Origin of the sequence: Streptomyces sp. NPDC056987 (genome assembly GCF_042673865.1) — a bacterium.
Classification (GTDB): Bacteria; Actinomycetota; Actinomycetes; order Streptomycetales; family Streptomycetaceae; genus Streptomyces.
Genome location: NZ_JBHURV010000019.1, coordinates 95,968 through 115,407, shown reverse-complemented (window position 1 = coordinate 115,407; position 19,440 = coordinate 95,968). Strand labels below are relative to the sequence as shown.

Annotated in this window: 18 protein-coding genes; 12 read left to right on the top strand and 6 right to left on the bottom strand. The window is 72.7% G+C overall.

Features of this window, described 5'->3' with window-relative positions; translation table 11 throughout:
* The first annotated feature begins 80 nt into the window (after positions 1–80).
* Positions 81–1,880, top strand: a complete 1,800-nt coding sequence (locus tag ACFTZC_RS22330; RefSeq protein WP_382892322.1) for an ABC transporter transmembrane domain-containing protein — start codon at positions 81–83, stop codon at positions 1,878–1,880.
* A complete protein-coding gene (locus tag ACFTZC_RS22325; RefSeq protein WP_382892320.1) occupies positions 1,877–3,829 on the top strand; it encodes an ATP-binding cassette domain-containing protein in 1,953 nt (650 codons plus the stop codon). The genes ACFTZC_RS22330 and ACFTZC_RS22325 overlap by 4 nt, the downstream gene beginning before the upstream one ends.
* On the opposite strand, the gene ACFTZC_RS22320 is transcribed toward ACFTZC_RS22325, so the two are convergent.
* The 3 genes from ACFTZC_RS22320 to ACFTZC_RS22310 form a co-directional block, all read right to left on the bottom strand.
* A complete protein-coding gene (locus ACFTZC_RS22320) occupies positions 3,798–4,400 on the bottom strand; it encodes a DNA-binding response regulator (protein WP_382892416.1) in 603 nt (200 codons plus the stop codon). The genes ACFTZC_RS22325 and ACFTZC_RS22320 overlap by 32 nt on opposite strands.
* Before the next feature lie 270 nt (positions 4,401–4,670).
* Positions 4,671–5,144 carry a hypothetical protein gene (locus ACFTZC_RS22315; RefSeq protein ID WP_382892318.1) on the bottom strand — a complete coding sequence of 158 codons (474 nt, stop codon included), beginning with the start codon at positions 5,142–5,144 and terminating at the stop codon, positions 4,671–4,673.
* A 573-nt stretch (positions 5,145–5,717) separates the two neighbouring features.
* Positions 5,718–6,950 carry a cysteine desulfurase-like protein gene (locus ACFTZC_RS22310; RefSeq protein WP_382892316.1) on the bottom strand — a complete coding sequence of 411 codons (1,233 nt, stop codon included), beginning with the start codon at positions 6,948–6,950 and terminating at the stop codon, positions 5,718–5,720.
* Here ACFTZC_RS22310 and ACFTZC_RS22305 point away from each other — a divergent pair.
* From ACFTZC_RS22305 to ACFTZC_RS22270, 8 genes are all read left to right on the top strand, one after another.
* Positions 6,939–7,526 carry a tetratricopeptide repeat protein gene (locus tag ACFTZC_RS22305; RefSeq protein ID WP_382892314.1) on the top strand — a complete coding sequence of 196 codons (588 nt, stop codon included), beginning with the start codon at positions 6,939–6,941 and terminating at the stop codon, positions 7,524–7,526. The two genes, ACFTZC_RS22310 and ACFTZC_RS22305, sit on opposite strands and share 12 nt — an antisense overlap.
* Before the next feature lie 122 nt (positions 7,527–7,648).
* Entirely contained in the window at positions 7,649–9,088 is a 1,440-nt protein-coding gene (locus ACFTZC_RS22300; RefSeq protein WP_382892312.1) for a S1 family peptidase, read from the top strand.
* A 198-nt stretch (positions 9,089–9,286) separates the two neighbouring features.
* Positions 9,287–9,961 (top strand): TetR/AcrR family transcriptional regulator, encoded by a 675-nt coding sequence (locus tag ACFTZC_RS22295; RefSeq protein ID WP_382892310.1) that lies wholly within the window; start codon positions 9,287–9,289, stop codon positions 9,959–9,961.
* A 150-nt stretch (positions 9,962–10,111) separates the two neighbouring features.
* Entirely contained in the window at positions 10,112–10,897 is a 786-nt protein-coding gene (locus ACFTZC_RS22290) for a cupin domain-containing protein (protein ID WP_382892308.1), read from the top strand.
* A gap of 149 nt (positions 10,898–11,046) precedes the next feature.
* Complete coding sequence (locus ACFTZC_RS22285; protein ID WP_382892306.1) at positions 11,047–11,598, top strand: type 1 glutamine amidotransferase domain-containing protein; 552 nt, start codon at positions 11,047–11,049, stop codon at positions 11,596–11,598.
* Positions 11,598–12,407 carry an HAD family hydrolase gene (locus tag ACFTZC_RS22280; protein WP_382892304.1) on the top strand — a complete coding sequence of 270 codons (810 nt, stop codon included), beginning with the start codon at positions 11,598–11,600 and terminating at the stop codon, positions 12,405–12,407. The genes ACFTZC_RS22285 and ACFTZC_RS22280 overlap by 1 nt, the downstream gene beginning before the upstream one ends.
* Positions 12,408–12,492: 85 nt before the next feature.
* Positions 12,493–13,812, top strand: a complete 1,320-nt coding sequence (locus tag ACFTZC_RS22275; protein WP_382892302.1) for an MFS transporter — start codon at positions 12,493–12,495, stop codon at positions 13,810–13,812.
* Positions 13,809–14,516 carry a type 1 glutamine amidotransferase domain-containing protein gene (locus ACFTZC_RS22270; protein WP_382892301.1) on the top strand — a complete coding sequence of 236 codons (708 nt, stop codon included), beginning with the start codon at positions 13,809–13,811 and terminating at the stop codon, positions 14,514–14,516. Before ACFTZC_RS22275 ends, ACFTZC_RS22270 begins: the two co-directional genes overlap by 4 nt.
* Before the next feature lie 29 nt (positions 14,517–14,545).
* On the opposite strand, the gene ACFTZC_RS22265 is transcribed toward ACFTZC_RS22270, so the two are convergent.
* The 3 genes from ACFTZC_RS22265 to ACFTZC_RS22255 form a co-directional block, all read right to left on the bottom strand.
* Entirely contained in the window at positions 14,546–15,604 is a 1,059-nt protein-coding gene (locus tag ACFTZC_RS22265) for a VWA domain-containing protein (RefSeq protein WP_382892299.1), read from the bottom strand.
* 182 nt (positions 15,605–15,786) lie between these two features.
* A complete protein-coding gene (locus tag ACFTZC_RS22260) occupies positions 15,787–16,182 on the bottom strand; it encodes a YciI family protein (RefSeq protein ID WP_382892297.1) in 396 nt (131 codons plus the stop codon).
* Positions 16,183–16,338: 156 nt separating this feature from the next.
* Positions 16,339–17,214 carry a type 1 glutamine amidotransferase domain-containing protein gene (locus tag ACFTZC_RS22255; protein WP_382892294.1) on the bottom strand — a complete coding sequence of 292 codons (876 nt, stop codon included), beginning with the start codon at positions 17,212–17,214 and terminating at the stop codon, positions 16,339–16,341.
* 151 nt (positions 17,215–17,365) lie between these two features.
* Between ACFTZC_RS22255 and ACFTZC_RS22250 the strand changes: the two genes are divergently transcribed.
* Positions 17,366–18,061: a type 1 glutamine amidotransferase domain-containing protein gene (locus ACFTZC_RS22250; RefSeq protein ID WP_382892292.1), complete on the top strand. Its 696-nt coding sequence runs from the start codon at positions 17,366–17,368 to the stop codon at positions 18,059–18,061.
* Between the two features lie 431 nt (positions 18,062–18,492).
* Positions 18,493–19,398, top strand: coding sequence for a LysR family transcriptional regulator (locus tag ACFTZC_RS22245; RefSeq protein WP_382892290.1), 906 nt, complete (start codon positions 18,493–18,495; stop codon positions 19,396–19,398).
* Positions 19,399–19,440: the final 42 nt, after the last annotated feature.

Below are 19,440 nucleotides of genomic sequence, written 5' to 3'. Positions count from 1 at the left end.
ACCCGGGATCCCGGCGGGCCTGTGCTCAGGCCCCATTCTCGCAGCCGCCCGACGCGAAAGCGATCCGAACGGAGGACACCATGACGGGGAGTGTCCTCGACCGGTCCGACGCCATCCGGAACCGCCGGGGCGCGGATCGTCTGCTGTTACGGGTGACCAGGAACAGCGGGCCCTGGGCCCCCGCCCTGATGGTGACCGCGCTGATCGTGACGGTGGCTCAGCTCTGCCTCCCCGCTCTGCTCGGCAGGGCGCTGGACGACGCGCTCTCGGGACGGTTCGCGGGCCCCTGGACCGCCGGATGCGCGGCGGTGGTCCTGCTCCTCGTCACCGGAGAGGCCCTCTCCGAGCTGGCGACGGGCCACAGCGCCGCCCGCGCCACCGCCTGGCTCCGCCACCGCCTTCTCGACCACCTGCTCGCCCTGGGGCCCCGCACCGGTTCCCGCTTCCCCGGCGGCGATCTGGTGAGCCGGGTGGTGACGGGCGCGGCCGACGCCGCCGGCGCGGTCTCCGCCGCGACCTGGCTGGTGCTGTCCCTGGTCCCCACGGTCGGCGGCGTCGTCGCGCTGTGGCTCATCGACCCCTGGCTCGCCGTCACCTTCCTGCTGGCGCTGCCGCCCCTGCTGCTGTGTCTGCGGGCCTTCACCCGTGACGTGTCCGAGGTGATCACCGGCTATCAGCGGACCCAGGGCGCCCTGGCGACGGCGCTGGTCGACGCGCTCGCGGGCATCCGTACCATCGCCGCCGCGGGCACCGCCGACCGTGAGGCCGTACGCGTACTGGACCGCCTCCCCGAGCTGAACCGGCTCGGCCACGGGATGTGGCGCGCCCAGACCCGGATGGCCGCGCAGACCGCCCTGCTGATCCCGCTCCTCGAAGTGGCGGTCCTCGGCGTCGCCGGGTTCGCGCTCGCCGGCGGCCGGATCAGCCTGGGCCAGATGGTGGCCGCGGCCCAGTACACCGCCCTCGCCGCGGGGCTGGGGATGACCACGGTGCAGCTGGGGCGGCTGGCACGGGCCCGGGCCGGCGGCCGCCGCGCGGCGGAGGTGCTGGCGGAACCGGGGATGAGCTACGGCACCGGCCGGCTGCCCGAGGGCCCCGGCCGCCTCGAACTGCGCGATGTCGCCGTGAGCAGGCGGGGGGTACGCGTCCTCGACGGGATCGACCTGGTCGTCCCCGGTGGGACCGCCGTGGCCGTCGTCGGCGGTTCCGGCGCGGGGAAGTCGCTCCTCGCGGCCGTGGCGGGCCGCCTCGCCGACCCGGACCGCGGCACCGTACTCCTGGACGGCGTACCCCTGCCCCGGCTCTCCCGGGAGGAGCTGCGCTCCGCCGTCGGCCACGCCTTCGAGCGGCCCGCCCTCTTCGGGGCCACGATGGCCGGAGCGATCGGTTACGGGGCCCGGGAGCCGTCCCCGGAGCGGATCGCCTGGGCGGCCGGCCGGGCCCGTCTCGACCATTTCGTCCAGCACCTGCCCGAGGGGTACGGGACGCCGCTGGCCGATGTGCCCATGTCGGGTGGCGAGGCGCAGCGGATCGGGCTGGCCCGGGCCTTCGCGCACGCCGGGCGGCTGCTCGTGCTCGACGATGCCACCTCCAGCCTCGACACCGTGACGGAACGGCAGGTCACCCTCGCCCTCACCGAGGCGCTGGGCGACCGCACCAGGATCCTCGTCGCCCACCGGGCCTCCACGGCCGCGGCGGCGGACCAGGTCGTCTGGCTGGACGGCGGCCGCATCCGGAACCGGGGCACCCACCGCGCGCTGTGGCACGACCCGGAGTACCGGCGGCTGTTCCGGCCGGTACGGGGCAACGGGACGGCTCCGGACGACCGGACGGCTCCGGACGACCGGACGGCTCCGGACGACGGGACGGCCTCGAAGTGACCCGGACCCCGTCCCTTCCCTCCGCCCCCTCCGCCCCGTCCGTTCCTTCGCGGAGCCTGCGCCAGGAGCTCGGCGCGCCGCTGCGCGGCCGTACCCGGGTCCTGGTCCGGCTGGTTCTCTGGTCGCTGGTCGAGGCGCTGCCCGCCTTCCTGACCGGGCAACTCGTCGCCAGGGCGGTGGATTCGGGGTTCGCCGCGGGGCGCCCGTGGGCCGGTCTCGGCTGGCTGGGTCTCATGGGGGCCGGCATCTTCGCCGGGTCCTGGGGGACCCGGCAGGTCTACCCCCTGCTGGCGGGGATCGTCGAACCGTACCGGGACGACCTGGTCGGCCGGGTGGTGGGGGGCGCGCTGCGCCGGGCGGTGGCGGGGCACGGCCCGGCCGGGACCTCCGGCGTCTCCCGGCTCACCCAACAGGTCGAGATGGTGCGGGAGTCGTACGCGGGGCTGGTCATGGGCGTCCGGCGGTTCGTCTTCACCGTCGCCGCCGCGCTCGTCGGCCTGCTCCTGCTGTCCCCGCTGGTGCTGGCCCTGGTCCTGCCGCCGCTCCTCGCGGGGGTGCTGCTGTTCGCCCTGCTGATCGGCCGGATGGCGGAGCGTCAGCGTGACCTCATCCTCGCCGACGAACAGGTCGCGGAAGCCGCCGGCACCCTGGCCGCGGGGGTCAGGGACGTGGTCGCCTGCGGCGCGGAGGAGCAGGCGCGCGAGACGCTGGGCCGACGGGTGGAGGCCCAGGCCCTGGCCGCGCGGCGGCTGGCCGCGCTGATGCCCGTCCGCACGCTCGCGCTCGCGCTCGGCGGCTGGCTCCCGGTGCTCCTGCTGCTGGGCGCCGCGCCCTGGCTGACCCGTAACGGCGTCTCGTCGGGCGCGGTCATGGGCGCCGTGACGTACGTGCTCCAGAGCCTCCAGCCGGCGCTGCGCACCCTGGTCCAGGGGCTCGGCGGCAGCGGGCTGCGGCTGGTCGTGGCCCTCCGCCGGATCCTGGAGACGGCGGTGGACGCTCCCGGCACCGGGCAGCCCGGGAAGCAGGCACCGGGTTCGACACCGGCACCGACATCGGCACCGGCACCGGCACCGGAGAAGGACCGCCCGCACGCCGCTCCCCCCGACGGCCACCGGCTGTCACTGCGCTCCGTCTCCTTCGGTTACGGGGCCCGGTCCCAGCCCCTGATCCGAGGGCTCGACCTGGTCGTGGAAGAAGGCGGCCATGTGGCGGTCGTCGGTCCCAGCGGTATCGGCAAGTCCACCCTCGCCGGCCTCATGACGGGAATGCTGGTGCCCGACAGCGGTGAGATACGGCTCGCGGGTGCGCCGACGGCCGGCCGTTCCGGACCGGAACTCGCGCGGAGCCGGGTCCTCATCCCGCAGGAGGCGTACGTCTTCGCCGGCACGGTTCACGACAATCTCGCGTATCTGCGCCCGGGGGCGAGCGCCGCCGAGCTGGATGACGCGGTGGCAGCGCTCGGGCTGGAGCCGCTCATCGGCCGGCTCGGCGGATACCGCGCCCGGATCAGCGCCGCCGGTCTTTCCGCGGGTGAGCGCCAGCAGATCGCCCTCGCCCGCGCCTATCTCTCCCCGGCCCCCCTCGTGGTGCTCGACGAGGCCACCTGCCACCTCGATCCGGCGGCGGAGGCACGGGCGGAGGAGGCGTTCGCCCGGCGTCCCGGTGCGCTGGTGGTCGTCGCCCACCGGATCAGCAGCGCGCTGCGCGCCCGGAGCGTACTCCTGATGGACGGCACGGACGTCCTGCACGGCAGCCACGACGAGTTGCTACGGCGCTCGGCCCTCTACCGCGACCTGGTGGGCCACTGGCAGGAACCGCCACCGTCGGATCCGAGAGATCCAGGGGATTCAGGAGATCCAGTGGATTCGCAGAAGAAGCAGTCCACGCCGGGGGAGCCCGGTCCCGTACGGCGGCCGGTCAGAGCCAGCCCGCCTCGCTCGCGATCCTGATGGCGTCCACCCTGCTCCGCGCCTTCGTCTTGGCCACCACCGAGGCGAGGTGGTTCCGTACGGTGCCCACCGAGATGTAGAGCCGTACGCCGATGTCCGCGGGGGAGTCGCCCTCGGCGGCCAGCCGCAGGACATCGCGTTCGCGCGGAGTCAGCGGGTTCTCGCCGGCACCGGCGGCGGCCAGTACCAGCTCCGGGTCGATGACCCGCTCGCCGGCCGCCACTCTGCGGATGTCCTGCGCGAGATGCGCGATCGGCGCGTCCTTCCGGATGAAGCCCCCGACCTGCGCGGACAGCGCCCGCCGCAGGTGCGCCGGGCCGCCGAGCCCGGTGAGGATGACGCTCCGGCACTGCGGCAGGCGCTCGTACAACTCGGTGGCGGCGCTGATGCCGTCGAGACCGGGCAGGTCGATGTCGAGCAGGGCGATACGGGGCCGCAGGCGCAGGGCCGTCGGCACGATCTGCTCCCCACGGTCGAGCTCGGCCACGATGTCGATGTCCTGCTCACGGGAGAGCAGCGCGGCGAGCGCCTGCCGGATCAACGGCATGTCCTCGGCCAGCAGTACGGTGATCGGCCGTACGGCGCCGGCCTCCTCGGGTCTCGCGTGGTGTGCCGAATGGTGCGATAACTTGCGCAATGTCCCTCCTGGGATCAGCCGTGCACCACTGAACCTGATCGCAGGATATCGGCGCACGCCCTCCGCCCGGCGTAAATATGCCCGAGGCCGAAGCCCGAGGCCGGGGGCCCGAGACCGGGGCCCCGTGGGCTCGCGTGCCCGCGGTGACATCAGCCGGTGCCGCGGCGGGCGCTCCCTGATCCAGCCTGACCCGCACGACAGGCCCTAGGCGACCCCGGAAGCGTCCTTGGACCGTCGCACGACGGCCGCCCCGCGCAGTGCGACGGCGCACCAGATGGTCACCAGGAGCAGCGCGGCCGCGGCAAGGCCCGCGACTTCGAGGGGCTCCGGCCGCCAGCCCAGGGACAGCCGGGTGCCGATCACGACGGTGCCGAGGAGGGCCTCCGACGGGGAGTAGACGGGAACCTTGGCCGCCACGAACCGCAGGATGGCGCCCAGCCCCAGGCCGATCACGGCCCAGGTGAGCAGATAGGGCCAGAGCGCTCCCGGCGCGGCGGGCGGCAGGCCGTACTCCTCCGGGCCGATGCGGAACATGGCGCCCAACCACCCCAGCGTCACTCCGGCGGCGGTGACGAGCGCCGCCCACAGCGCATGGCGCCACAGCGGGCCGGACCGCAATCGCTCGTCCTCGTGCTCGTCCTGGGTGTCGACGGAGTTCGGGGTCTCAGGAAGATCCATCACACCCGATGAGACGTGCACCGGCCGCCGAACGTTCCGTCGCGGAGGCGTGCTGGTTGATCTGCGTAGGGTGGAGCGGGCGCAGCGCACCGAACCCCGGGACCCTCGAACTGCGGTGCGCCGCACGGGCGCTGGCGGTGGACGGCTCGACCGGCCTGGTCCGGACGATGTACGGGCACGACGCCCCGCACACCGGCCGCTTCGAGCTGACCGACCCGACCCTGATGTCCCGCGCCGAGGGTGGCCCGGCGGCGCGAACGGTGATCCCAAGCAACTGCGGGCCAACGCGAAGGCGCCCCGGCCCGTTTCGTATCCGCCGCGCCACAGGCAACGGGGCGGACGCCCCGGTCGCCATTTCGGAGATCAGGCGTCGTGACGCCTGTTCGTCGAGTGCCGTGTTCCAGATGCCCTTGAACACGTTGCTGTACTGGGCGACCTCGCTGGGCTTGTCGAGGTGGAGGTCCCCCGTGCTCGTCGTCTGCTTCGTCAGGGTTGTGCGTCCCCATGACGGCGCGGGCATGGTCCATGGCGGCGGTGCCCCGGGGTGCCCGGCAGCCGCCCCGCCGTGCCCGGTTACGACAGTTCCGCCACGCCCGCGAGCAGGCGGGTCACGTCCGACGCGTCGTTGTAGTGGACCAGGCCCGCGCGGACCGCGCCGCCCGTGTCCCGCAGGCCCAGCGAACCGGTCAGCTCCCAGGCGTAGTTGTGGCCGCTCCAGACGTTCACGCCACGGGTCGCCAGGTGCTGGGCCACGGCGGACGGGGTGTGGCCCGCGACGCGGAAGTACGCCGTCGCGGTGCGGTGCGCGGGATGTCCGTAGAGGGTGACGTGGGGCAGGTCCCGGAGGCCGCCCAGCAGGGTGCCGAAGAGCTTCTGCTCGTACGTCTCCACCGCCGCCATCGAGGCGAGCAGCCGCTGCCTGCGCGTGCCGGTGCGCGTGCCGCCGAGTGACGCCAGGTGGTCCACCGCGGCCGTGACCCCGGCCAGGTCGGCGAAGGGCGCTGTTCCCGTCTCGAACCGCTGCGGCACCGTGTCGGGCGAGCACGCCAGCTTGTCGGGGCGCAGGGTTTCCAGGAGCGCCGGGTCCGCGACGACCGCGCCGACATGCGGGCCCGACCACTTGTAGGCGCTCGTCGCGTAGAAGTCCGCGCCCAGGGCCCGCGCGTCCACCGGGCCGTGGGGCGTGGCGTGCACGCCGTCCACGTACGTCAGCGCGCCCACCGCGTGGGCCCGCGCCGTGATCGCCGCGACGTCGGGGCGCGTGCCGAGGATGTTGCTGGCCGCGGTGACCGCGACCAGCCGGGTCCGGGCGCCGAGCAGGGCGTCGTACTGACCGGCGGGCAGCTCCCCGGAGGCCGGGTCCACCTCCGCCCACCGTACGACGGCACCCGCCCGCGCCGCGGCCTGCACCCAGGGGCGGACGTTCGCGTCGTGGTCCAGGCGGGAGAGGACGATCTCGTCCCCCGGCCGCCAGCTCGCCCCGAGGATCCCGGCGAACCGGTACACGAGCGTGGTGGTGTTGGCGCCCAGCACGACACCCTCCGGCCGGCCGCCGACCAGGTCCGCGACGGCGGCGCGGCAGGCGTCGACGATCGCGCCCGCGCGGTCGCTCGCCGGGAACGCGCCCCCGACGTTGCCGAAGCCCGCGCGGTAGGCCGCCGCGATCGCCTCGATCACGGGCTCCGGGGTCTGCGTACCGGCCGCCCCGTCGAGGTAGGCGACGCCGTCGCGCAGCGCGGGGTACGCCGCGCGTACCGCCGCGACGTCGAAGCCTTCGTCCCCGAGGGGTCCGTGGTGTGTGCTCATGCCGCTCGATTCCCTCCGCCGTCCCGGATCCCGCTGCCCGGTCAAGCCCTACCCAGGGCGGCACGCGCTGTCACGCGTCGCGTTCCGCATGCCGCGCGGTTCCGGCTCCAACGGAACCTGGCGGACCACGAGCGTGTCCACGGCCCCGACCACCCCGACACCCTCGTCGCCCGGGCCAACCTCGCCTACCTCCACGCCCTGCGGGGCGAGCCGGCCCGAGCGCGTGACCTGCACCGGCGGAACCTGACGGACCTGCGGCGCCGCCACGGCCCCGACCATCCGCACACCCTCAACGCCCTGGCCAACCTGGCCAGTTCCTACCGCGACACCGGTGACCTGGAGACGGCCGTCGGCCTCCACCGTCAGGTCGTCGCCGACTACGAACGGGTGCACGGGCCGGACCACTCCGAGACCGTCACGGCCCGCAGCAACCTCGCCTACGCCCTCCGGCTCGCCGGCGACACCGAGGCGGCCACCGCCCTCTTCGAGAGGGTGCTGGCCGACCGCGAACGCCTCTACGGCCCCGGCCACCCCCTCACCGAACTCGCCCGCGGCTTCCTCGGTCCCCGGTCCTGATTTCCGGTTTCCGGCCGGGTGTTGAACGGGCCCGGGCCGCCGTACGTATGGGAGGAGGGCCCTCTGATGCCCGGGGCTCCGTCGCTGACGACGTCGTACCGGTACGACACTGGGGGCCACGGATGCCACGGACGCCACAGACGCTACGGACGACCCGGACGCCACGGACGAAGCACGCGCGACGCACGCTCCGGCGGGTGACGCGACTCGCCGCCGTCGGCGGACTGCTCTGCGGCGGTCTGCTGGTCTCGAACGCGGTGGCCGGCGAACCGGCCGGGCGCGGCACGGGGCCCGGTGGCGCGGCGTCCGTCGCCGAGGTGGGGACGGGGCTGGTGACGAAGCTCGGCACCGCCCGTACCGCCGGTACCTGGATCGCCGCCGACGGGCGGCCGGTGGTCGCCGTGACGGACGAGGACGCGGCGGCCGAGGTACGGCGCGAGGGGGCGCGGGCCGAGGTCATGCGCTACAGCATGCGCGACCTCACCACCGCCACCGAGACGCTGCGCGCGGCGCCCCGGGTCCCGGGGACCGCGTGGGCCGTGGACTACGCGTCCAACCGGGTCGTGGTGCAGGCCGACCGGACCGTGTCCGCCGACGACTGGTCGCGGCTGACCGATGTCGCGGACGGGATCGGGGACTCCGTGGAGATGGAGCGGACCACGGGTGAGTTCCGTACGAAGGTGAACGGCGCCGCCCCGATCTTCACCAACAGCGACCGCTGTTCCGTCGGCTTCAATGTCACGGACGGCCAGGACAACTTCATTCTGACGGCCGGGCACTGCGGCCCGACGGGCACCACCTGGTTCCAGGACACGGCGGGCGGCACGCTCGTCGGCTCCACGGTCGCCACGACGTTCCCCGAGAGCGACTTCTCCCTCGTGCAGTACGAGAACCCGGCGTCCTTCGACGGCACGAGCACCGTCGACATCGGTGACGGCCAGGGCGTCCGGATCATCGGCGCGGCCGACCCGGTCGTCGGCCAGCAGGTGTTCCGCAGCGGCAGCACCACGGGGCTGCGCTCCGGGCAGGTGACGGCGCTGAACGTGACGGTGAACTACCGCGAGGGCACGGTCAGCGGTCTGATCCAGACCACCGTCTGCGCCGAGCCCGGCGACAGCGGCGGCCCGCTCCTCGCGCAGGGGCTGGCGCTCGGGGTGACGTCGGGCGGCAACGGGGACTGCACCGTCGGCGGTACGACGTTCTTCCAGCCGGTGTCGACGGCGATGGCGGCCCTCGGGGTGCAGCTCGCGGGCGTCGAGGCCGGCGGCGGCAACGAGACGGCGACCGGCAGCAGCGACGGGACGGTGGACTCGGCGGTCCCCGCGCCGACGGGCACGGGCACGGGCGGGGGCGTACCGGCGGGCAACGGGACCGGCACCGGGGCGGGCGTGGGCATCGGCGTCGGGGTCGGCACGGGCGGCGTCAGCTCGATCGTGGACTACCGGACCCTCGTGCCGGGGCTGTTCATCATCGCCGTGAGCCTGCTGGGGCTGACGATGGCTCAGCGGATGTGGTCGGAGAAGGCCAGTTACCGCAGCCAGTACTCGCAGAGCTGGGGCTGACGGTGCCGGGCCGACGACGGTCCCTGCCCGCGCGGCGGCCTCGACGCGGCCCCGTGGCCGGCCCGTAACGGCGTCCCGGCGGCGGGTGCCGGTGGCATGAATACCGCCTCCATGCCGTCATTTGGCCTGTCCTGCGCGGAAATTCGACCCAAAGTGAATCATGTCCCAATGGGACATTTGGGGTGTACGATCGGGCGCATGAAGGTTGAGGACGGTCGGCAGCGCAAGGCGCGGCGCACCCGCGAGGCGCTGGGCACGGCCGCCGCCGATCTCATGCTGGAGCGGGGCCTGGCGTGCGTCACGGTCGAGGCCATCGCCGAGCGCGCCGACGTCACCCGGCGCACGTTCAGCCGCCATTTCAGCGGCAAGGAGGACGCCGCCGTCGAGTCGACCCGTGTCGACGGCGAGCGCATCAACGACGCGCTGCGCGCCCGCCCGGCGGGCGAACCGCCTCTGGTGGCCTACCGGATGGCGGTCCGTGAGTGGCTGTTCGACGAGACGCGTCCGGGGCTGCACCGCCGCCCGTGCGGCCGGGCGCTGTTCGCGCTGATCGACCGTGAGCCGGTGCTGTTCGCGGCGTTCGAGCGGGTGCGGCTGGAGGCGCAGGAGGAGTCCGTACGTATCGTCGCCGCCCGGCTCGGCACGGACGCCGACCGGGATCCCCGCCCCGGGGTGGTCGTCGCCGCCGGCACCGGGGTGCTGATCGCCGCGCTGAGGCTGTGGGCGCGGGGCGCGGACGACGACCCGGAGAGCCTGCCCGCGGTGGTGGAGCGCGCGTACGACGCGCTGGGCAGGGAGGTCGCGGCGAGGAAGGGGCAACCCCTGGGGGAATCCCCTTACCCGGCGACCAAAAATCGTTTCTCCTTGCTTTGACGACTCCCCCCGGAACATCAGATTCCCCTCAACAAGGAATCTTCATGCCCCCACCAGAACTTCCTATTTGAGCGGAAGTGCGATCGGTGCTTTAGTTGCGGTGTCGAGATTGATCGGCCATGGGCAATCCGCAAACGGGGGTAAGAAAACATGGCGGCAACACCCGTAACAAACATATTCGAAAGTTCCGGTCCGCGACTGGATCCGGCCGTCCGGCTGGACGCCGGGCCGGCGGACATCGCCGAGCTGAAGCGGCTGCTGCGGCGCGGCGCCCGCGTCGCGCACGAGCAGTTCGACGAGGACACGCATCTGGACGAGGTCATCCCGAAGCCGTGGGGGTACGAGTACCGCGCCTTCGTGGACGAGTTCTTCGACTTCTGGGCGCTGCACATCGACGCCCCGCACAGCACCTCGGTGCATGTGCACCCGCGCAAGCTGACGTATCTGCTCTGTCTGGGGGGACAGGGCGTCACGACGGGCCTGGGCGGCGTGTCGATCCCGATCCGGCAGGGCAGCGTCGTACGGATCGCGCCCGGCGCGTTCCACGGCACGCGGAACGCGGGGGACGAACCGCTGGAGCTGATCGAGGTCGAGTCCCCGAGGAACAAGTTCGATCTGATGCGGCTCAAGGACGACTACAACCGGGCGGGAACGGCGTACGAATCGACCTCGCTCGAAACCCCGCGTCACCCGATGCGGAAAGTGGTCGCGTTTCCGAACACACGGATGCGGACGCGGACGCCCGACGGGCGTTTCCGGTTCGAACTCCGCACGGGAATGGACGTGTTCTACCGGCGGCGCGTCGAGGACCTCTTCCACATTCCGCTCTGCGTTTCCGGCGCGGTCTACTCCGATGTGGAGATCCTGACCGGCCGGCCGGAGGACACCCGGCGCGTCGAGGCCGACAAGCAGTATCTCTGCGTCAGCCGCGCCTGACGGGCGGAAGCCCGCCAGGGAAAACGCGGAGGAAAACGCCGAGGGAAGCGCAGAGAGAAAGCAAAGAGGGAAAGCGCGAGCGCGACAGGAAAAGCGCGACAGAAAAGTACGACAGAAAAAGTACGACAGAAAGATCTGGGGGGATCGTCATGTCTCACACTGCTGTCATCATCACCGGCCAGGGGTTCCAGGACCACGACGTCGTCTTCACCTACTACCGCCTGCTGGAGGAGGGCTGGCAGGTCGACATCGCCACGAAGAACGGCGACCCGACCACCGGCAAGTACGGTGTCCCGCTGCCCATGGACAAGACGGCGCGACCGCTCATCGCGTACGAGGACCTCGCCGTCGACCTGTACGACACCGTGATCCTCACCGGCGGCCACGAGGCGCCGGACCGGGTGCGGCAGGACCGCGACGTGCTGGACTTCGTCGCGGGGATGAACGAGGCCGGCAAGGTTGTCGCCGGGCTCTGCCACGGGCCGTGGATCATGGTGAGCGCCGGGGTGCTGCGGGGGCGGCGGGCCTGTGCGTACATCGGGCTGCGCGACGACGTGATCAACGCGGGTGCGGAGGTCGTCGACAGCGACGTCATCGTGGACGGCAACATCATCACCTGCTCGTACTACGGCTACATGGGCGCGTTCATGCGCGCCGTGTTCCAGACGACGGAGAAGCTCGCTGCGGAGAGCGCCGCCTGATGGGCCGTCACACGCAGGCGCGGGTGCCGGCGCAAGCGGGGGAGCAGCGCCCGGAGGCGGGGCGCGAGCAGGGGCGGGGGCTGCTCGCGCTCGACTTCGACGGGGTCGTCTGCGACGCCTTCGAGGAGTGCGCCCTGATCACCTGGCTCGGGGAGCACGAGCACGACCGGGCGCTCCCCGGGCCGGGCCAACTGGACCGGGTGCCGGTGGAGTTCACCACCCGGTTCCGGACGGTACGGGACTACGCGCGGGTGCTGGACCACTTCGTGGTGGCCCACCTCCCGGAGGCGGACGGGATCGGGTCCCAGGCCGAGTTCGACCGGCTGTACGCCTCGCTGCCCGACGCGCGTGTCCAGCGCTTCGTGGCGGGCGCCTCCGACGTCCGGGACTGGTTCCGCGAGTCGGAGACGGAGTTCTGGCTCGGGCTGCACACGCTCTACCCCGGTGTTCCCGAGCTGCTGCGGCGGGCCGGTGTGCCCGTGGTGATCGTGACGGCGAAGGACGAGCCCTCGGTACGGGCCATCCTGGGCCGGCACGGCCTGGAATCGGCGATCGCCGGGGTCTACGGGGAGTGCGCCGCCAAACCGGAGGCCGTCCGGGAGGCGTGCCTGCGACGGGGTGTGCCGCTGGAAGCCGCGACGTTCGTGGACGACAACCTGCCCAATGTGCGCAGGGTGTCGGCGACGGGCGCCCGGGCGTGGTGGGCGCAGTGGGGCTACCAGACCCCCGAACACCGCGCGGAAGCGGCCCAGTTCGGGATCACGGGGCTCGAACTCACCGGCCTGGCCGGCCTGCCGCTGACCATCTGACCCACCCCCGGGGAGGGCGTCCGGTGCGCTCGACGCGCCACCGGGCGCCCTTTCCCGTCCCCGATCACTCTCCAGGGGGTTTTCCATGACCACTGCCGCCACCGGGGCCGCGCAGCGCGGCGCCCCTCGACCACAACGATCACCGGCCTCTCTCCTTCCCTTCGCGGTGCAGCTCGCGCTGCTGGTGGCCATGGCCTTCGCCATCCCGGCGCAGCTCTATCTCGCGATACCGGTGGCCGACCGCATCCGGACCGCCTACGGGGTGGACGCGGCGTCCGCCGCCTGGACCGGGGCCGCGTTCTCCTTCGCGTACGCCCTCGGCTTCCTGGTCTTCGGGCCGCTGTCCGACCGCGTCGGCCGCCGTCCCGTCCTCGCGGGCGGCGCCCTCGCGACGGCCGTGACCACCGCGCTGACCGCCGCCGCGCCGGGGCTCGGCTGGTTTCTCGCCGGGCGGGCGCTGCAGGGGTTCGCGGCGGCGACGTTCGCGCCCGTCGCGCTCGCCTACGTGACCGAGCGCGCGCCCGCCGCCCGGCGTCCGGTCGCGCTCTCGCTGCTCACCACCGGGCTGCTGGGGGCGGGGATCGCCGGGCAGGTCTTCGGCGAGCTGGTGACGGAACACGCGGACTGGCGCACCGCGTTCTGGCCTGCGGCCCTGGTGTACGCGGTGGCGGCCGTGGCCTTCTGGCGCATCCTGGCCCCCGACTCCGACCCCGACTCCGGCTCGGGTCCTGTCGCCGCTCCCTCCGCCCGTGCCGTGGCCGGCACGGCGCTCGCGCTGCTCCGTACCCGTGGTCCGGCGGCCGTGTTCGCCGCCGCGTTGCCCGTGTTCGGCAGCTTCGTCGCCTTCTACGCCGTTCTGGAGCGGGAGCTGCGCCTGACGTACGGATTCGACTCCAACGGGCTGCTGCTCGCCCAGGCCGCCGGGGCGCTGGGGCTGCTGGTGGGGCCGCTGGTGAACCGGCGCTTCGGCGCCGCCGGGCCCCGGGCGCTCGCCCTCGCCGGGTATCTGACGGCGTCGGCGGGGCTGCTGCTGGCGCTGCTCGCCGGGATCGCCGCCGTGCCGGGCGCGATGATCGGCGCGGGGGCGCTCTTCGTCGCGGGTACGGGGCTGATCGTGCCGGGGATCGTCGGCCTGCTCCACCACCTCGCCCCGCACGCACGGGGAACGGCGGGCGCGGTCAACACGTTCGCCCTGTTCGCCGGCGCGTCGGCCGGGCAGCTCGCCGCGGCGCATCTGGGCCTCCGGCCCATGCTCGCCGTGCTCGTGGCCGCCACCCTGCTCGCCTGCCTGACGGTGGCCACCGGCACCCGCCCGCGCACCTCTCCCTCCCGCCCCGACTCCCGCCCCCATTCCCACCTCGACAACTCCCGCCCCGACTCCCGCCCGACCAGGAGCCTGCCATGACCGTGACCGCTCCCCGGCGCGTGCTGTCCGTGCTGACCAGCCACGATGCGCTCGGCGACACGGGCGAGCCCACCGGCTTCCATCTCGGCGAGACCGTCATCCCCTGGCAGCGGCTGCGCGCCGAGGGCCACGCGGTGGACTTCGTCTCCGTACGTGGCGGCCGGCCGCCCGTCATCGGGTACGACCGGGACGACCCGGCCCAGCGGGCGTTCCTGGCCGATCCGGCGGGCGGCGGCCGGCTCGCCCGTACGCCGCGGCCCGAGGAGGTGGATCCGGGGGCGTACGCGGGGGTGCTCTTCGTCGGCGGCCACGGCACCATGTGGGACTTCCGGGGGCACCCGGTCCTGCACGAGATCGCGCGGCGGGTGTACGAGTCGGGTGGGGTGGTCGGCGCGATCTGCCACGGCCCGGCGGCGCTCGTCGACCTGATCCTCTCGGACGGTACGCACCTGGTGGACGGCCGCGAGGTGACCGCGTTCTCCCACGCGTCGGAGACCGCGCGCGGGCTGGCGGACGTCGTACCGTTCTCGCTCCAGACGGCGCTGGAGCAGCGCGGCGCGGTCTTCTCCGCGGCCCCCGACCGTGCGCCGCACGTGGTGGTGAGCGGCCGGCTCGTCACCGCGCAGAACCCGCAGTCGGCGGCCGGGCTCGCGGAGCGGATGGCCGAACTGCTCCGTCTGCGCGCGGGGTTGTCCCGTGGCTGATCCGGAGTGCTCGCGCCCTCCGGCGCAGTTCAGAGCATGATGAGCAGGCGCGTGTTCGGCTTGAGCTTCCTGTTCACCGAACGGCTCTGCACGTACACCTCCAGCTTGGGGTTGCGCCCCGCCTTCACGGAGACGGTCCCCTGGATGCCCGTGCCGAACAGAAGGCTGCGCGCCGCGTCGCCCGTGTAGGCGCGGTCGGTGTCCTTCTCTACCACGATGACTTCCTTGTCGGGCTGAACCTGTACCCGGCTGCCCAACTGGTAGTAGCACGAGCCACGTTCGTACGTCACGCCCGGATGCGAATCGACGAAGGACCGGATCTCGATCTCGGTGTCGACCTTCAGGAGCCGGTACTTGTCGGCCGCCACCGGTTCGAGGTTCGCCCGTACGTCGTCGACGGATAGGTCCTGGCCGACCGCGAACAGGTTCTTCGTGCCGCGCACGCCCTGCTCGCGGCCGCGGAGGAAGCTGGTGGCGGCGGCCCGCACGGTGCCGATCGCCTCCTCGACACCCTCCTGGGAGTCCGCGTCCCAGATGGCGATGTTCCCCGCCGGGAAGCCGTAGTTCTGGGCGGTCCGCTTCGCCAGGGAGTTCGGAACTAGGATCGCGGATGTCCAGTGGCCCGGGAGCGCCCCCATCTTCGCCGCGATCCTGTCCAGCCAGGGGCCGAGGATGGTCATGTCGCCGTCGTGTCGCCGGTCTCCGCCGGAGGCGTTCTCCTCTCCGTCCGTCACCACGATCTGGAGGAAGCTGTGCTCGCCGTACTCCTCCCAGATATGGCCCAGGTCGTCCAGGGACTTCAGAGAGGCCTCGATGAGTGCGGTGGCGCCGTTGTTGACCTTGTACAGACCGCGCATGGAGGGCAGGTGTTTCACATCCATGTCCCAGACCAGGTTCTCCACCCTGTGGTCGAAGGAGTAGAGGCTGATCCGGGTCTCGTGGCCGAGGTTGTCCGACTCGGCTTTCAGGCCCGCCACGAATTCGTCCACGACCCGTATGAGCTGACCCTGGTGCTGATGCATGGAACCCGAACAGTCCACGACCAGCGCGACGTGATTCACCTTGTGCTGGATCTTGTTGGCGGACATGCGTGTGCTCCTTCTCCGAGGCTCCCCGAGCGATGTCTTCACACTATGGGGAGCCACTGACAACGGAGCCTGACGGAGGATCAACGGAGGACCGCCCGCCCGCCCCGGACCCAGGAAGGTCCGGGACGGGCCGCGCCCCCGGGCGGCGCGTACGGGCCCGTCTCACCCGGCGGAGCCGCCGCTCACGCCTGCGGCGGAGCCGACGCCACCAGGTGGAGTTCGACCGTCTCGTTGGACGGCTTCCCGTCCGGGCCCGGTGTCGCGGAGACCTGCGCGGCGAACTCGACCGCCCGCGCCTCGTCCTTCACGTCGATCACCCAGTAGCCGGCCAGGATCTTCTCGGCCCGGAAGTGCGGTCCGGCCGTCACCTCGGGTCGGCCGCCGTCCCGCGCGCTCACGGACGTGACCTGGCCCGGCCCGCCGAGCCCCTCCGCCTTCACCAGCTCACCGTTCTTCACCAGCTCGTCGTTGAGCCTGCCCATGTGCTCGACCATCGCGCCCAGGGCCTCCGGCGTGTAGGCGGCCATGTCGGCGTCCCAGGTCTCGCGGTTCCCGAAGAGCTGCACCATGTACTTCATGTCGTGACTCCTTTGTCCGGTCCGGGGGTTCGGCCCCGGCTTCCGTCCGGGGCTTGTGAGGGGTTGACCGTCCGCGGCCCCGGAACTCATCGCACCTCGCGCCAGGAGCCGGGAGATCTTTTCGGTCCGGCGAAGAGGAATTCCTCCGTCCGGGGATTATGCGGTCATTTCGTGCGTATTCTCGGCCGTTCCCGAACGTGGCGAACCGGCGTATTTCCCGGTATGCCCGATCAGCCAGTTCCCGGGAAGCGCCCGGCCGAGAGCGAGCCGCATACCGAGGGCCGTCGCCTCCGCCGCCGACGCCGGATTCTGCCCCGTGACCAGGTTTCCGTCGCGTACGACATGCGGCGCGAAAGGCTCGCCCGCCTCGTACCGCGCCCCTCGCTCGCGCAGCGCCTCGTCGAGGAAGAACGGCACGGTGGCGGCCAGCCCCGCCGCCTCCTCCTCGGCCCGGGAGAAGCCGGTGACCCGGCGCCCGGCGACCAGCGGTGCCCCGCCGGGCGCCCGGGCCGGCAGCAGCGCCGCCACGCCGTGGCAGACCGCGACCACCACGCCGCCCCCGGTGTGGAAGCGGGTGAGGAAGCCGGCCAGCCGCGGATCCTCGGGAAGGTCGAGCATGGCGCCGTGGCCGCCCGCGATCAGCACGATGCCGAAGTCGGCGGGGGTGCAGCGGTCGGCCGTCGTGGTCGCGGCGAGACGCTCGCGTACGGTGCCGTCGTCGAGGAAGAGGCGTTGCGGCAGGTCGGAGCGGTCGACCCCGCCGATCGTCGGGGTGCCCTCGCGGGTGCCCGCGAAGGCGAAGTCCCAGCCGGCGCTCGTCAGGGCGCGCCAGGGGTAGGCGGCCTCGGGCAGCCAGAAGCCGGCCTGCCGGCCGCCGGGCAGCCGCGCGACGCTGCTCACCACGATCAGCCCGCGCCGCGCCGGCCCCCCGAGAGGCCCGTTCTCCCCGCCCGCCAGGTCCACCCCGCCCGCCCGGCTCTCCGTGCCCGCCCAGCTCTCCGCGCTCGCCCCGCTCTCTCCGGGCTCTTTCATATGCATTCCATTCTCCGAAGGGAGCCCACCGTAACGAATTGCCTCCATGAATTTCTCTATGGGGGCGATCGGGCAGATTATTTGGCGGCCGGGATTCCCGGTGCCTACATTCGGTGAACCGGAATCGCACCACGGAAATTGGAGAACCGTAATGCCCAAGAAGGTTCTGTTCGCGCTCACGAGCCATGGCACCCTCGGCGACACCGGCCGGTCCACCGGCTTCTACGTCCCCGAGGTGGCCCACCCCGCCGCCGTGTTCCGTGCGGCGGGCTACGAGATCGCGTACGTCTCCGTGCGGGGCGGCGAGCCGCCGCGCGACGGGTACAACGCGGAGGACCAGGTGCAGGCCGACTTCCTCGCCGACCCCGACACCGTCGCCGCGCTCTCCCGCACGGCGGCGCCCGGCGAACTGTCCGCCGACGACTACGACGTCGTGTTCTACGCGGGCGGCCACGGCGCGATGTGGGACCTGCCCGGCGCCACGGAGCTGGCCGCGCTGGCCGCCGGGGTCTACGAGCGGGGCGGCGTCGTCGCCGCCGTCTGCCACGGCCCGGCCGGGCTGGTCAACATCCGGCTCGGGGACGGCTCGTACCTGGTGGAGGGCAAGCAGGTCTCGACGTTCACCAACGAGGAGGAGCAGGCGGTCGGGCTGACCGAGGTCGTGCCGTTCCTGCTGGAGAGCAGGCTCGCCGAGCGCGGTGCGAAGATCACCAAGACCGGGAACTTCGCCGAGCACGCCGTCGCCGACCAGCGGCTCGTCACCGGCCAGAACCCGGCCTCGGCGCTGCGGGTCGCGGAGCTGGTCGTCGAACAGCTGGAGGCCCCGCTGGAGGCCCCGGCCGCCTGACCCACCGCCTGACCCGCCCCCTGACCGCCCCCTGACCCACCGCCTGACCTGCTGCCTGATCGGGGGCGTGCAGATCCGGAAGGGTGGAATCCCGGAGGCGTGGACACGCGCTCCCTCATGCATGTGGCCGCTTCTCGTGCTCTCGGGCACGGGAAGCGGCCATACGTACGTATTCGCCGCGCCCTTACGGGTGTTTTCCACCGACCCGACCGCGCCGCCACGGCATTTCGCGCAGCATGGGCCGAGGGCCTGACCCGTAAGCCGGCAGCCCCCCCGAACACCCGGACACCCAGACACCCGGCCTCCCCCGTACGCCCCGCCGAGTGCCGTGAACCCGACGCCCAACGCCCAACGACCGACGACCGACGAGCACCACCACCCCGCCGGGCACCGCGCGGGGCGAACGAACGCACAGGGGGACGGCCTTGACCATGGCGGTACAACTGAGCTGGCTGCGGACGTTCGTGACCGTCTACCGCCTCGGCTCCTTCACCAAGGCGGCCCAGCGGCTCGAACTCTCCCAGCCCACCGTCACCCACCAGATCCGCAATCTCGAACGGGAGCTGGGCAAGTCGCTCTTCGAGCGCATCCCCCAGGGCGCCCTCCCCACGCCCGCCGCCGAGACCCTGCTGCGTGAGGTGCAGGGCCCGGTCGACGCCCTCGGCACGGTGGTGGAGCGGCACTTCGGCGGCGCCCCCGACGGCCATCCGCTCTACGTCGGCGGGCCGGTGGAGCTGATCACCTCGCGCGTGCTGCCCGCCGTCAGCGACCTCGTCGCCGACGGACTGCGCCTCACCTTCGGCTTCGGCCTCGCGGACGACCTGCTCGGCCGGCTGATCAGCGGCGACTTCGATCTCGTCCTGTCGACCGTACGGCCACGGCTGCGCGGCATCACCGCCACGACCCTGGTCGACGAGGAGTTCGCGCTCCTCGCCTCCCCGGAGCTGGCCAAGGACATCCCCACCGACCGGCTCACGGAGAAGGACGGCCCGTCCGTCCTCGCCAAGTATCCGTTGATCGCGTACGCCGAGTCCCTGCCGATCATCCGCCGCTACTGGCTCACGGTCTTCGGGCTGCGGCCGACCGCCGCGCCCTCCCTCGTCGTGCCGGACCTGCGAGGGGCGCTCGCCGCCGTCAAGTCCTCGGCGGGCATCTCCGTGCTCCCCATCTATCTGGCGGCGGAGGAGCTGGTGCGCGGCGAGGTCGTCAAGCTGCTGGACCCCGAACTCCCGCCCATCAACACCTTCTACCTCGCCACGCGGGACGGGGATCTGGGCCGTTCGGACCTCTCCCTGCTCCACGGCCAGCTCCTGATGAAGGCCCGGCTCTGGATGTAGCAACCGGATGTAGTCGAACGCGGCACACACCCCTGCTACTCT